General features: G+C 43.3%; 10 protein-coding genes. 7 read left to right on the forward strand and 3 right to left on the reverse strand.

The window, feature by feature from the left end:
- Positions 1 to 73: 73 nt before the first annotated feature.
- From KAH81_04200 to KAH81_04230, 7 genes are all read left to right on the forward strand, one after another.
- A complete protein-coding gene (locus KAH81_04200; protein ID MCK5832856.1) occupies positions 74 to 844 on the forward strand; it encodes an ABC transporter permease in 771 nt (256 codons plus the stop codon).
- Complete coding sequence (locus KAH81_04205) at positions 845 to 1,585, forward strand: ABC transporter ATP-binding protein (GenBank protein ID MCK5832857.1); 741 nt, start codon at positions 845 to 847, stop codon at positions 1,583 to 1,585. It abuts the gene before it with no gap.
- On the forward strand, positions 1,567 to 2,547 hold the full coding sequence (locus KAH81_04210) for an MCE family protein (GenBank protein ID MCK5832858.1): 981 nt from the start codon (positions 1,567 to 1,569) through the stop codon (positions 2,545 to 2,547). Before KAH81_04205 ends, KAH81_04210 begins: the two co-directional genes overlap by 19 nt.
- Positions 2,548 to 2,706: 159 nt before the next feature.
- The gene (tmk, locus tag KAH81_04215) at positions 2,707 to 3,360 is read left to right on the forward strand and encodes a dTMP kinase (GenBank protein MCK5832859.1); all 654 of its coding nucleotides are present in this window, start codon (positions 2,707 to 2,709) and stop codon (positions 3,358 to 3,360) included.
- Positions 3,357 to 5,114 carry a S41 family peptidase gene (locus KAH81_04220; protein MCK5832860.1) on the forward strand — a complete coding sequence of 586 codons (1,758 nt, stop codon included), beginning with the start codon at positions 3,357 to 3,359 and terminating at the stop codon, positions 5,112 to 5,114. Before tmk ends, KAH81_04220 begins: the two co-directional genes overlap by 4 nt.
- Entirely contained in the window at positions 5,115 to 5,912 is a 798-nt protein-coding gene (locus KAH81_04225; protein ID MCK5832861.1) for a sulfite exporter TauE/SafE family protein, read from the forward strand.
- Between the two features lie 36 nt (positions 5,913 to 5,948).
- Entirely contained in the window at positions 5,949 to 6,806 is an 858-nt protein-coding gene (locus KAH81_04230; protein ID MCK5832862.1) for a peptidyl-prolyl cis-trans isomerase, read from the forward strand.
- On the opposite strand, the gene KAH81_04235 is transcribed toward KAH81_04230, so the two are convergent.
- From KAH81_04235 to rho, 3 genes are read right to left on the reverse strand one after another with little or no spacing between them, the layout of a single operon-like run.
- Positions 6,807 to 10,271: a UvrD-helicase domain-containing protein gene (locus KAH81_04235; GenBank protein MCK5832863.1), complete on the reverse strand. Its 3,465-nt coding sequence runs from the start codon at positions 10,269 to 10,271 to the stop codon at positions 6,807 to 6,809.
- The gene (locus tag KAH81_04240) at positions 10,258 to 13,332 is read right to left on the reverse strand and encodes a PD-(D/E)XK nuclease family protein (protein MCK5832864.1); all 3,075 of its coding nucleotides are present in this window, start codon (positions 13,330 to 13,332) and stop codon (positions 10,258 to 10,260) included. Before KAH81_04240 ends, KAH81_04235 begins: the two co-directional genes overlap by 14 nt.
- Positions 13,332 to 14,918, reverse strand: coding sequence for a transcription termination factor Rho (gene rho, locus KAH81_04245; GenBank protein ID MCK5832865.1), 1,587 nt, complete (start codon positions 14,916 to 14,918; stop codon positions 13,332 to 13,334). The genes KAH81_04240 and rho overlap by 1 nt, the downstream gene beginning before the upstream one ends.
- Positions 14,919 to 14,981 lie beyond the last annotated feature (63 nt).

A 14,981-nucleotide genomic window follows, 5' to 3' on the forward strand; every position in this document is an offset into this window, starting at 1 on the left:
TTTTTCATTTTTAATAGGTGTTGCGGAATGTGGCTTGCTTAATTATATATGTTATAATGTTTAGGAGTCGATATTGAAAGCACGAAATAAACCACTAACCCAGGTTTATGACTATTTTAACTTGGTTGCACAAGCATTTGCGGGTATAGTTAAAAAGCCATATTATTTTTCCGAAGTTTTGCTCCAGATGGAAAACATCGGTGTCCAATCTCTGCCTATAGTCCTTTTAACAAGCACTTTCGTCGGCATGATATTAGCATATCAAGCCGGGTTTGCAATGGCTGTTTTTGGTGCGAAGATGTATATCGGAACACTGATAAGTCTCTCGCTTGTTCGCGAGCTTGGGCCGGTGTTGGCTTCGGTTGTTGTGGCCGGAAGAATAGGAGCCGGCACTGCGGCGGAACTTGGTAGTATGCTTGTGACAGAGCAAATCGACGCAATGCGTGCGATGGGAACCGATCCGATTAAAAAGCTTGTCACTACGCGGCTTATTGCGGGCATGATAATGATTCCTTTTTTGGTTATAATCGCCGACCTAATGGGTATTCTTGGAGGCGGCTTTATTGCATCTAGCGCCTTTGGGCTTGCTCCCTCTTTCTATAAGAAAACGGTCATCCAAGCACTCGTTGTCGAGGATTTGGCTATGACCCTTCTTAAGGGGGTTTTCTTCTCTATTTTGATTATAACGATGGGTTGCTATGCCGGTCTCAATGTCGAAGGCGGAACTACGGGTGTGGGCCATGCTACTACCCGGGCGGTAGTGTTAAGCATTGTATTTATTTTAATAACGGATTATTTCCTAACGGTGTTGCTTCTTAAACTCCTTCCGGGATTGGCGTTTTAATTGATCTCGCTGAAGAACATATCGAAATCTTTTGAAGGAATGCCGGTTCTCGACAAACTGAATCTCGATATCGAAAGAGGCGAAACTTTCGTGATCATGGGGAAATCTGGTTGCGGCAAGTCGGTGACCTTAAAGATAATCCTAAGATTGCTTTATCCAGACGAAGGCCAGATTTTCATTGATGGCGAGGACACAACCTATTTTAACGAAAAACTCATGATGCCAATCCGCACGAAAATAGGTATGCTTTTCCAAGGCGCAGCTCTATTCGATTCTATGAATGTGTGGCAGAACCTAGCTTATCCGCTTTTGGAACACACGCAACTCCCAATCGAGGAGATCAACGCGAAGATAGCCGAGCTATTAACCTTCGTCGGTCTTAATGGCGCTCAAGAAAAGTCACCATCGGAACTTTCGGGGGGCATGAAGAAGCGAGTTGCTCTCGCTCGCGCAATGATCAATGATCCATCCTATGTTTTCTTCGATGAGCCGACAACCGGCCTCGATCCTGTAACATCGGGGATGATTAATGGTCTTATAATTAGAACCAGAGAACGCTTCGGTGTAACATCGATTGTCGTTACTCACGATTTGGCTAGCGCAATGCGGATTGGAACACGATATGCGTTTATACATGAAGGGAAAATCGGATTCGAGGGAAACAAAGCGGAGCTTTTTAAATCAAAGAATCCGGGATTGCGTGAATTTTTAAAGGATGCAGAATGGCAAGACCAGTCCTAAGAACTACTCCCGCTCAGAAAGCCTCTATAGGCGGGTTGATCGTTGTAGCATTGTTGATACTGGGCGTTGCAGTTTTAATACTCGGCGGCGAACAGGGATTTATGTCTCGTCGGTATCAGCTAATGGCGCGTTTTGAACGAATAAGCGGTTTACAGTCCGGTGCACCGGTGTGGCTTGCGGGCCAGAGAGTCGGATTTGTATCTCAGATTGAGTTCGTGAAAGACGATGCTGATGGCGTTTTTATCGATGTTACGATGCGTATCGATTCGCGATATAGTGATCTTATTCGAAGAGACTCCGAGGCGAGAATCGGCACGCTTGGTCTTTTGGGAGATAAGCTCGTAGGCATAACTCTCGGTTCGGCGGATTCACTCAAACTCAAACCGGGAGAGTACGTAAAAACGGACAATCCGATAGATTTCGAAGAGCTTATTCAACGAGGAGTCGAGACTTTCGGAGATTTGGCCGAGGGCGGGAAATCCCTTAAGTCTATTGCCGCGAAGATAGATTCTGGTGAGGGCACTTTAGGCAAACTCATTAATGATCCCTCGATCTATTTCGATATAGCCGCTCTTACAAGATCCACAGAGGAAATAGTTGATAAGATCAATAAAAATGAAGGCAATATCGGCAGATTGTTTAATGATACCCTTCTTTATGATGAGATGGTTGCCTCGATATCGGATGTTAGAGAATTGATAGATAGCATTGGAGATGGTAGAGGCACTTTGGGGAGGCTCGTGAAAGATCCTTCGCTGTATGACCATCTTTCCGCTTCGCTTGGAAGAATAGACACTCTTATTGCGCGAGTAGAGCGCGGAGAGGGAACGTCCGGGAAGTTTATATCCTCTGATGATCTTTATCGTGAAGTTACAAGCACTGTTGGTTCGCTCGATTCGCTTCTTATTGATATTCGTAATAATCCAGCTAAATATTTCAAGGTTAAGGTTACTATATTTTAATAAAGCAGGTGGGGAGTTTCTCGAATAATGAGGTTGGTTTCTCAGGCTTGCAGTGAAAGAGCATAAATACCGCTCTCACAGAAGTGAAATATTGAGCTCGCCAACTGTCTAATCACGGATAGATCGAGAATGAAAACAAATTTTAAACCTAGACGGAAAATGACGATGAAAAAAGGTATTCTTATATCATTCGAAGGTATAGATGGAAGCGGTAAATCGACACAGATGAAAGAAGCTGCGGAATATCTGAGCTCGCGTGGCTATGAAGTTCTTATCACCCGTGAACCCGGTGGCACGGAACTTGCTGAAAAAATACGCAAAGTGTTGCTCGATGCGAAGATGGATGGCAAAATAACCTCGAAGGCTGAATTGCTGCTTTATCTGGCATCTCGGCATCAGCACAGCAAAGAGATTATCGAGCCGTTTTTAAAAAACGGCGGGATTGTTCTTACGGATCGCTACGCAGATAGCTCGACGGCATATCAGGGAGTGGGAAGGGGTCTTGGCATAGAGTTGGTCGAAGGACTTAACGAATTGGTTATCCCCCAATGGCCTGATTTAACAATAATAATCGATATTTTGCCCGAGGAAGCCCTTCTCAGAATGAACGAAAGAAAACCGGACAGACTAGAGCGCGCCGGTATGGAGTTTCAAAAAGTGGTAAGAGAGGGTTTTATCGAGCTTGCACGGCGGCATCCAAAAAGAATGGTCGTGGTTCGAAGCGATAAAGTTAAAGAGAAAACAACGCGCGAGGTTATTCGGACTATCGATGAATTCTTGGCAAAGCGTAATATTTACAAGGAAGAAAAATGAAAAAGCAACAAATATATATAATCATTTTAGCGCTTATGTTGGTTTTCTCTGCGGTGGTTCTGGCTACTCAAAGTGGAAGCAACATTATTAAAGATGTTAAGCTTATTGGCAAGGTGATAAACAAGACTTATGAAAACTATGTGGATCCTATTGATACACACAAGTTCATTTTAGGAGGCGTCAAAGGCCTACTCGATGGTCTCGATTATCACACTGTTTATTTTAAACCCGAGGATTATGAGAATCTCAAGACTAGCACAAAGGGTGAGTTCGGTGGCTTGGGAATTATTATCGGCATGCGGGATAATATCCTAACGGTCATTTCCCCTATGGAGGGCACCCCGGCATATCGTATGGGCCTGGCTGCGGGCGATAAGATAGTCTCTATCGATGGTGATCCAACAAAGGGTATGACTACTCAGGATGCTGTCGATGTGCTTCGTGGCGAACCCGGGTCAGAAGTTACCCTTACTATTGTCCGACCTGGTGAACCTGAGCCGCTAGATTATGTTATCGTTAGGGCTATAATACACATAGATGCTGTCCCATTTGCAGGAATGATCGAAGACGAGGTTGGTTATATTCGTCTTGCTCGTTTCTCCGAGGATGCTGGTTTCGAGGTGAAGAAAGCTGTTGATTCACTCAAGACCCTAGGTATGAAGGACCTGGTTTTTGACTTAAGATCGAATTCGGGTGGACTTCTCAATCAGGCTATCGAAGTCGCAAGTGTTTTTCTGGAACCTGGGGAGCTTGTCGTTTATACACAGGGCAAGGATGAACATTCTAGAAGAGATTTCCATTCGATGTGGGGTTCCGAATTCAACGAGGGGAAACTTATCGTTCTTCAAAATCAAGGCTCAGCTTCGGCTAGCGAGATAGTTGCCGGTGCTATTCAAGACCACGATAGAGGTATTATTCTCGGAGCGCGCTCTTTCGGTAAAGGCCTCGTTCAAAGCGTAATCCAACTTTCAGGGGATGGTGACGCTCTTAAAATTACCACCGCCAAGTATTATATCCCCTCCGGAAGATGTATTCAAAAAGAGGATTATCTTGACAGACCCGAATCTGTGATTTTACAACCAAATAGCTCGGGGGATGAGGATTCTGAGACCGAAACCGAAGAAAAAATCGAAGACAGATGGTGGGAACAGGATATTGTTTCTGATGAAGCAGGGGTCGGTTCAGATAGTATCCCTGAAGATGCACCAATTTATTATACAAACAGCGGGAGAAAGATGTATGGTGGGGGTGGTATCACTCCAGATGTTTTCTTTGAGGCCGAAAAAATAACCCGATTCGAGATTGAATTAGAAAGAAAAAGCATGTTTTTCGATTTTGCAGTGGATTATCTCGTCGAGGGAAAAGAATTTCCGGCGGATTTCAAGGTCGAGGATTTATTGTTCAACGATTTCACGGATTATGTTAAGTCTAACGATTTCGATTACAAGACGCTGATCGAATTACGCCTCGAAGAGGCCGAGTCCTCTGCTATCGATCTCGGTTACAATTCTGATTTTACCGAACAAATAGATAAGCTTCGTCAGGTTGTAGAGGAGGAGAAACAAAAGGACTTTAAACGCAATCGCGACTATATAGAACGCTCTATCCGGCGTGAGTTTGTTAGTAAGCTTTGGGGCGAGGATGCAAACTATCAGTTTGTAATATTGGAATCTGATCCTGTGATCGCAAGAGCAGTCGAGCTTATTCGCGAAGATGATGAGTATTCAGCTCAACTGAAACCTTCAGATAAATAATTGTTCATTGAAAGCCTTTATATCCTTCCTTTGGGATTAATTGCCGGTGTTGTCGCTGGATACCTTGGGATTGGTGGAGGCGCGATATATTTACCATTGCTCTTTTTGGTATTTGAAGGAGAATGCGCTCCCGAAATTTTACCGAAGGTTTGCGTGGGAACAAGCATGGGCGCTGTTTTTCTAACGTCGTTATCGGCGGGAACAGCACATTTTAGAATGAAAAATGTGCTTGTTGAAAAATGGATTGCTTTATCCTCTGGCGCGCTTATTGGTTCTTTCTCGGGGGGGATGATTGCAGGAAGTTTGCCGTCCTATTATCTGAGAATTGTCATCGGCGTCGTAATGATCCTTTCTGCGATACGTTTGTTAATTCCAAGAAAGGAAACGCCCGGGAAAGAGTCCTCGGTTAGTGGGAATGTATGGTTATTTCCCTTGGGAATAATTATAGGCGGGGTGGCTTCGACTGTAGGTATCGGTGGAGGAATACTTGCTGTTCCGATTTTGATAGGTTTCTGGAGACTCGAATCGAGATATGCCGCTGGCACCTCGTCTGCGATGACAATGATTTTAGCTTTAGGAGGCTTGATCGGTCATATCCTATGGGGAGGTGGAGATTTCGAAGCTGGAAGAGGTTTTTTAGGTTCGGTGTCTTTAGAAAAAGCCTTGTTGTTGGGTATTCCCGGCGCGATTGGTGCGCCTGTGGGAGTAAGTTTGCATAAAAAGTTTAAATCGGGTGTATTTAAAATTATTTTTTCCGTTCTTTTGATTTTGGTTGCTATTAAAATAGTGTTTTTGTAAATTAAAGCGAAATGAAAAACATATATTGGAGGGACTATGAAGAAAATCCTTATTCTGTCGTTTTTGGTTTTAGTTGGTTGTGCCTTTGCTCAGGCTGATGGAAAGGGCATCGTAGCAACAGTCAACGACGATGTTATTGTAACACTTAACGAGCTTATGGGTGAGATAAGAACTCTACCTCAAGATCAGGTTTCTATCGCTACGACCAAGGAGGGTGTTACTCAAGTTCTCGATGGTATTATCCGAAGGAAGCTTTTAGCTGATAATGCTCGAATGTTACAGGTAGATACCGTTCAAGTGGTTAAAGAAGCGATGAATCGCTCTGAGGACATCGTTCTTGCTGATTTTCTGGTGATGAATATTCAAGCGAATTCTCAAACTGAACCGGTTACAGAGGCCGATGCTCAGCAGGTCTATGCTCAGAATGAGTCGCTTTTCTATTCTATTCCACAGGTTGAACTAAAGCAGATCGTTGCAATATCGGAAGACGAAGCTGATAAAATTGAGGGTGAGCTAGAAAAGGGTAAAAAATTCGATGACTTGATCGAGCGATATCCGGGAAATCCCGAGGGTGCCAAATCTGGCGATATTGGATTTATTTTACAGAATCAATTATCCCCTGCGGTTGTTCAGATTGCCGATGGTCTTACTCCTGGTAAGTGGGGTGGCCCTATTAAAACAGAAAGCGGCTTACATTTTATTTACTTAATTTCGAGGAAACCATCTGAGAAATTGGCTTTCGAAGATATTAAGGAAGACCTTATTGGCAGAATAGGCGGTCTTCGCGCGCAGAATGCCGTAGATGGTTATATACAGTCGCTTATCGACGAATCTAAAGTATCTATTGATAATTCAGTGCTAAAAGAGGCTATCGTCCCGGTGCAATCGGAATAGTCAATCCATTCGGCATTTAGATCTATAAGGGCAGTTCAGGCAGTTTTCCTGAACTGCCTTTCCTTTGGTTTGTAGGTATTTTTGAGCAAGGTTAAAATGAAGCTCAATATCGATTTCAGGTATTGATCGAAGCTCCACCGGTTCATGCGTGAAAAGGACCGAAGTTTTAATGCTATCTTCGCGAATTCCAAGGGAAGAAGCGGCTGCTTTGCGGTAAGCGGCGAGTTGAGGAGCATAATATTCTAGACGCTGGTCTCGCTTTTTACCAATTACAGCATCGCTTTTGTAATCCAGGATATGCCAAACGCCCGAGTCATACCACAGTCTGTCAATAACTCCAGTTATCAAGAACTTGTTATAATGAAGAACAACGCGTTCCTCTCGTTTATCCACCTGAGGTGTTCCAGAGAATAGCCTCTTTACATTTGTATCTTGAGATAATTTAACAAGGATTTTTGCCGAGGCGGGCGCAAAATCGAACTCATTGCACGACAATAAAGCTATATGCTCGATCTTTTCGATTCCCGGGAGTGGGCTCGGGAGTATTTCGAAAAACCGATGAATGAGATTACCCCAATTCTTACCACGTTCCTCAGTATCCTTTCGATTGTTTTCGAACGACATTAATTGTTTTATTCGTGGGCAACTGCCAAGCTGAGCAAGTTCGGTAGCTTGAAGAAAATAAAAACCTCCCTCGATATCGAGGGTCTCATTTTTCTTTGCAGAAGAAATGCTCTCTAATGAAGTGGGGTCGAAAGCTTGGTATATCGGTTCTTTTCCCAATAATACTCTTTTTGCAATAACTGGTGCAATGCAGTCTATTCCTTTTCTGATTTTAATGGCCGTTCCACCGAAATCAACCATGGTAATACCGGTTTGAGGCTCCGATGAAATAAGCCCTTCGATAAAAAACTTCATATAACCCGATTTCCATTTGTCGGCGGAAAGGAATAGATGATCTCGCGCTCTTGTGAAAGCAACATACAAAAGCCTTTTTCTTTCTGCATTTTCTCGAACATTTTCGAGTTTGGAAATGAGCTGCAAAATTGAACTTTTTGAATCGCCTTGTGCATTCTGAGCTTGGAGGAGAATTCCGAGATCGTCATCGCATTTAAGGGCTTGCGATTTGTTGCTAAAGTGCTTTCCGAGGTCGGCAATCATCACAATTGGGAACTCCAATCCTTTGGATTGGTGAATAGTCATGATCTTAACAGCATCAGAATTATCATTCTCGATATTTGCTTCGCTTTCATCCGTTTGATCAAGATTATTCAAATGGAGGGCAAGCTGTTCTATGCCATTGCCGTCGAATTTCACACAAATTTGGATAAACTTCTGAATGTTTGCAATTTTTTGCTGACCGTTAGCCATCCCCGCGAAGGTAGCCCAAGCGCCGGTTCTCTCAAGCGTGTAAGATAAAACTTTCGATGGTTCGGTGGTTTCCGCGATTTTTTCGATTTCATTAAGTATCTCTATCGTTTGTTCGAGGAGTAAAAAATCTTCATTGCCGAGGGTAGGCGGTCGGTTTTTTAGGCATATTTCAATGCCTTCACGAATATTGCCTTCACCAGAAATGCTTGCAGCTAAAATAGCAGTGTCAGGTAAAGCGATAAGTGGGCTTCTCAAGAAACCGACAAGGGAAATAATATCCCTGCTATCTGCAAGATACTTGATTAAGCAGGCGCAACTTGCAACCTCTTGCACAGCAAAGAGGCTATTGCCGCCGATCTCGATATGCGGAATATCATAAGAAAGTAAGGCAAGCTTAATCTCCGAAAGCGTTGTTCGTTTTGGAATAAGAAGAGCGATGTCTCCCCAGCGCGCAGGGCGTTGTGTTTCGCCCTCAGAAATATTAAGAGGATCCTCGCCATTACTTGAACCCATTACAATTGTTTTTATACGACTTACAAGCATTTCTTCTTCAGTAGCTTTCTCGTTATCTGCAAGAAGTATCTCCACTGTGCCATCGATTGCAGTGTTATCCTGGCGCCCGAGTTTTAAGGATTGTGGTTTAGCCTCAAAATTGAACTCCATGTGCTCGTTGGATTTAAACAATATCTCACCTATCGAATTGGCAAAATTTAAAATGGCTCTTTTTGAACGAAAATTACAGGATAACTGCGCCATGAAACCACTTTTTTCGATAATCCATTTTTTCCCGTATTCGATGTTCGCAACATCGGCACCTCGAAAGCGGTAAATGGATTGCTTTGGATCTCCAACCCAAAAAAGAGAACCCTCGATATTGTCGCCCAAATGAGCTATGATATGCCACTGAACCGGGTCGGTGTCCTGGAACTCATCGACAAGAAGAGAAGCTATACCAGCGACGAGGTCTTCGACATAATTTCCATGAACAACTACATTTTGGGCTGCCATAAGAAGGTCGTCGAAATCGTGAATTCCGAGAGAACGAAGCTTGTTTTCAACGAAGGGTTCGAAATGTTCGTATAGTTTTGCAAAAGCGACGGTCGATTCGGCGTCGAGGTTGCTAAGCTCATCAATATTATCGATAATAAACGGATAAACTTCGGACATCGTTTCACTTATATGATCGCATAAAGCCCTCGCATGCTTCAGGTCGGATTCCGCCCATGATTTCATACTGCCTTTTCTGGACATTCCTCGCTTTTCACCATTAGCTCTTGTGAAGGCATTGATAAATGGAATAAAACCAAATGGGTTCTCTGGGTCTGGTAATGGAGCCTCGATATCTAGAAGAAAACTTGCGAGTTTATCTGTTCTATTGACTCTTTTGGCAAGCGCCATGACCTCGGCAATTTCTCGGGCGGCGATTTTTCTGGAATGCAAAATCCACTTCGCAGCAACCTTTAAAAAACCGACCCTCCATTGTGTTAATAGGTCTTGTTGACTCGAAGGGGTTGCCTTAATTTTATCGGATGTTTTCAGTCTATTAGAATATGCATTTGCAAGCAATGTCGGTGTATTGTTCCAACCAATCAGTCGCGATAAAGTTCTAGCTATTTCAATATCAAAACTCTCTTTTTGTGTAATATGCTTGCAAAATTCTGCCGCTATAGAATCGATTGTAACATAAGAAAATCGGGCTTCTTCGGCGGATAGATCGAGTTTCGATAGAAAAGGGTATCTTCGTGCAATTTTACTGCAGAAACTATGAATTGTGCCAATATTTGCCTCAGCCATTCGTATTGCAACCTCATGCCAAAACTCGTCACTCTCTTCAAAGGCTAGCTCTTCGCATTTTCGCGCAATCCTGGAGGCCATTTCCGCAGCAGCTTTACGGGTGTAAGTCATTGCTATTACAGACCGCAAGGCCTTTTCGGGGCTAAAGCCATTTTGTTTAGCCCTTTTAAGTAAAGCGATGAATCTTTCCGTTAAAACGAAGGTTTTACCGCTTCCCGCGCCTGCAATCATGCCCATTGGGGTGTCGATATCGACACCCTTAGATTGCTCATCGGTTAAGGTAAGCTTATCCTTTGTCATTTTCGCCGCCTCTGAAGGGGGGTCTGGAAATATCTTTATTACAAATATTGAAAAATTCACACCATTTGGGACATTCGCCGCCTGCGGGTTCCGGCGGGAAGTTACAATTATCGATATCGGCGATAAGCTTCTTGGTTAAAGCGGAATATTTATCGAGCAATGCTCGCCATTCGTCCATTGGAATGCTATTTTCATTCTTATCTCCGGGGTAATCTTCTCGCTCGAATCGAGCGCTTAAAGATGGTTTTAGTTTGGAGAAACCTATCCAATAATGTGCTCCGACAACATCGCCGTATTTCTCGGCCATCAAACAATATAGCGGTAATTGAATAGCATTCATTTCCAATATATCATTCAGTTTTGGTGAGCCGCCGGACTTGTAATCTATTATCCTCAGTCTTCCACGGCTGTCACAATCTATTCGATCAACCTTTCCATAGATAGGAATATTATTGAATTCGCCCTGGAGAGAGGTTTCGGTTGCGATTGGCACAAACTCATCGGATATTTTAACCAACGCTTCGATATAGCGCTTTAAGGCTAGGCATATTCTTCTTTTGAAGTCTTCGATACTAAAGTCCTGGTCTTTAATTTTTTGGTTGGATATGGCTTCAGAAACGAAGTCTTCAATAGAGTTTAAAGAGTTTTGATAATTCTCGGATGTAATAGCTATTTTTCTGTATGCTGCTTCGAAATCTGAAACTGTTTTCTGTATGCGCCACGGGATATCGTTTCCGTCGAAATAGCCCTCGATTCTCTTTTTCCACAACAATTCGAGAGCTTTATGAAAAACGGAGCCCTCAATCTTTCTTTCAATAGGTTCTTCTGGTTCCGGTGGTGTTTCTATCCCGAGTATCTTTGAAAAAAAGTAGTTGAGAGGGCATATATTGTAGCTATTCAGCCGCGTTACACTCAGGCCGTTGCGAGGCGAAGATTTTTCGCAAGAAAAACGCCTTCCTAAAACACCATCATAAATACTCGATTCAAACTTCTTTATATAATTAAAAACCCGTAATGAGTGAATCGCTCTATCTAGGCCTTTGACACCTTCGAGTTTGTGGGTGATTGTCCCAATTTCTGCCCGAGGCCGACATAGAAGTCTGCCAGCTTCGATTTGTTGGTTTTTTAAGGAAAAAGACCTTAAAAGCAAACTCGAAGCATGGGCGGCATTTTTTTTGAGGTATTTTTCTTTATTATCACCCAGAGCCCGCATAAAAGAAACTATTATCGGAGAGGGCGGAAGTGGTCTGTCTTCCTCTGAAAGCGAGTGCGTCATTATCGTTAAGTCGGTTTTTGCAACGACCGTTAGGATATTATAAAAACGCCTCAATAGCGAATTTTCAAGATTTATTCCGAGTCCGACCGCCTCGCTTGAGGTTAGAAAAAGATAATCGCTGTCATTTTTTGGGACATCACCTTGGATGCACCCTGGGATAATCGCGATTTTTGTGTCACATCGATAGATTTCGCTGAGAGGGCGAATGTGAACACCCTGTCCGTTAATGATTTCATCCTGCTCAGCTGGAATGAGTTTCACAAGAAGGTCACAGTGGCTTGAAAAATAGTCCTCGGGAGAATCTTTGAATCGTTCGATAAGATCTTCGATATTCTCAAAGGATTTGAATAGAATCGAGCTCTTAATATAAGAATCAGTTTGAAGTGCTTGCTCCATGATTCTATCGGAAATATCGAACTTTTTAAAAAACCTCCAAAGTATGTTCGAAAAAATATTACCAGTTATCTTTTTATAATAGAGTGCCGGGAAAAGAATATCCTTAACGCTCTCAAGCAACTCCAGAGCTTTTAAAGCCGCTTCTCTCTCATTTTCCTTTATATTCTCGGATTTCAAAAGAGGTAAATCTTGTATGCCCCTGAAACCATAAGCACAAAGCAATGTATCTATTTGCTCTATGTCTGTGTTTGCCAATAAAGGATTTTTAAAAAGGGAGAGAACACTTTTTCTCGAAATGTCTGATTCTATTGTGTCTCGAATCCTAAGAACGAGTTTTGAGATCATATTTGAAACGAAGGGAAAAGCACGCGGACCGATGAAAGGTATTCCCATGTCATCGAGGTCTCTGACAGTGTGCTCTGGATTGTCAGTAAAGATGGAGATAGATTCATAAGCGATACTGTTATCCAAATGAAGCGCTTTAACAGCCGAGCTTACAAGCTCGTTTTCTTGGAGGCCGTTTTTTGCCTCGAAAACCGTTAAGCGTGGCCATTGCCCTATGATAGATTTTGGCAGATTTTCTATGTATCCGTTTCGAGCGGCTATCGCAAGAACGATGTCCCGAGCGGGTATATCGACTTTTGTGTTTAGCAACGGTTTATGTATCACCTCGACGCCAAGTTCGGTCGCAATATCCTCCAGAAGCTTAACCGATGACATCAAAGACTTGTTTAGCTTTTTATCCTCGAAGGCGATATCGCTTGTAGGTAAATAAAAATCTACATCTGTATGACAAGCCATGGCAACCAATATTCTGGCATCCATGTGCCTAAGCTCATCAAACCAGATCGCGGATACTTTGTCTATGTGACCAAAAGAAAGTGAAGGCCCTTTTTTGCAAAGAAGATCTATTGCAGCAGATTCTCTTTCAGCCGAATCTGTGCAATCCATAGCTTTAAGCTCCTCGTTATAGCGCTGGAGAAGCTCGGCAAGTTGTTTTTGCCGTGCTCCATAGCGCCAAGACTTCTTGGCATATGCCTTATTAAAGCCGATATCTGTTGTGTAGCCTGCACGCCTCAGGGCGAGAAGCACCGAAGAAATATCGATAACTATACCCGCTATTCGAGCGGAGTCGCTTAGTTCGGGGTTGCTGGCAAGTATCCTTTTAACAAGGAAAACTTGATCGATAGAATCTAGTTCTTTAGGAAGATCGAGATACTTATCGAAATCGGAAATAAAGGATTTCGGTGTGAAAGTCCAATTCCCAAGTTTAGCTTTACCCGGTGGAAGAAGCCTTAGAACAGCATCTCTAATGGCCGAACTGTTGGGAAAAAGGAGAATTCCACCCTTCTCTTCGAAATCGAATCGATCTCGAATTATCCTTAACATCAGCCTATAGCCATGGATTTCATGAATTCTTCATTAGTCTTTGTTGTTAGCACTTTATTCTTAAGAAATTCCATAGCCTCTACCGGATTCATGTCAGCAAGTATCTTTCTTAAAAGCCATATTCTCTGCAGCGAAGTATTATCGAGAAGTAGTTCCTCTTTGCGCGTGCTCGAGCGATTAACATCCATAGCGGGGAATATTCTTCTGTCGGCAAGTCTGCGGTCGAATACGATTTCCATGTTGCCTGTGCCCTTGAATTCCTCAAAAATAACCTCGTCCATCTTGCTGCCGGTTTCAATGAGTGCCGTGCCGAGGATGGTAAGACTTCCGCCCTCTTCTATGTTTCTAGCGGCACCGAAGAACCTCTTGGGTTTTTGTAATGCCGAAGCATCGACACCACCCGTGAGTATTCTACCGGAGTGCGGCGCGACAGAGTTATATGCCCTTGCAAGCCTAGTAATAGAATCGAGGAGAATCACAACATCGCGTTTGTGCTCGACAAGCCGCTTTGCGCGTTCAATAACCATGTTCGCAATCTGAACATGCCTTTGGGGTGCTTCGTCAAAGGTGCTTGAAATCACTTCGGCATTCACCGAACGCTGCATGTCGGTTACTTCCTCAGGACGCTCATCTATAAGAAGCACTATGAGTTTGCATTCGGGGTGATTATGTGAAAGCGAATTGGCAATTTTTTGTAAAAGCACGGTCTTTCCGGCTTTTGGAGGGCTTGTAATAAGGCCTCTCTGTCCCTTGCCAATAGGAGTGAGAAGATCCATAATTCTCATCGAGGAATCTGAGGGGGAATTCTCGAGAATAAGGCTTTCATTAGGGTAAAGTGGTGTTAGGTTATCGAAGAGAATCTTGTGGCGTAGGGCCTCAGGGTTTTCATCGTTGATAGTTTCAACCTTTAAAAGCGCGAAAAAGCGCTCGGAGTCTTTAGGTGGGCGGATGTGTCCAGTTACAGCATCACCTGTTCGCAGGCGAAAGCGTTTGATCTGACTGGGCGAAACGTAAATGTCATCAGGGCCAGCGAGATAATTATAGTCAGGGCTACGAAGGAAGCCATAACCATCGGGAAGAACCTCTAATACGCCGCTTCCTGATATGTTCCCCTTAAAAGCTACTATCTTTTCAAGGTATCTAAAGATAATATCTTGCCTTCTGAGAGAGCTAGCGCTGTCGATATCAAACTCTTCAGCGAGCGAAACCAATTCGTCTATATGCTTTTTCTTAAGCTCTTCGAGATTGGCATTCACTGGTTTCCTAGGAATAGAGTGGGGTGTTTTTGTGGGCTCCGACCTCATTGCAACCTCTCTTTCAACGCGCTCACGAGCCTTATCTTGGGGTTTTGATTGATGAGCGAAGTTCTTCTTATGTATTGGTTCTGTCTGTTTTGTTTTTCTAGGGTCAGGTTTTCTTCTTTCGGGTTTGTCTTTTCTCTCTATATTCTTTTTAATCGGTTTTTCTTCGGCTTTTTTTATTTCGGGCGATTTTTTCTCTTTTGGCTTTTCGGGAGCTTCAGCACGGTGTGATGGCTCTTGGTTTTCGGGTGGCTTGTCTCTGAATAGGAATATTTCATACTCCATCGGAAGACCATCATGTAAGCCGCTTTTCTTCGGTTTCTTCTCTTTTGAGTCGATGGAATTTGC

The sequence above is a fragment of the bacterium genome (assembly GCA_023145965.1).
Taxonomy (GTDB): domain Bacteria; phylum UBP14; class UBA6098; order UBA6098; family UBA6098; genus UBA6098.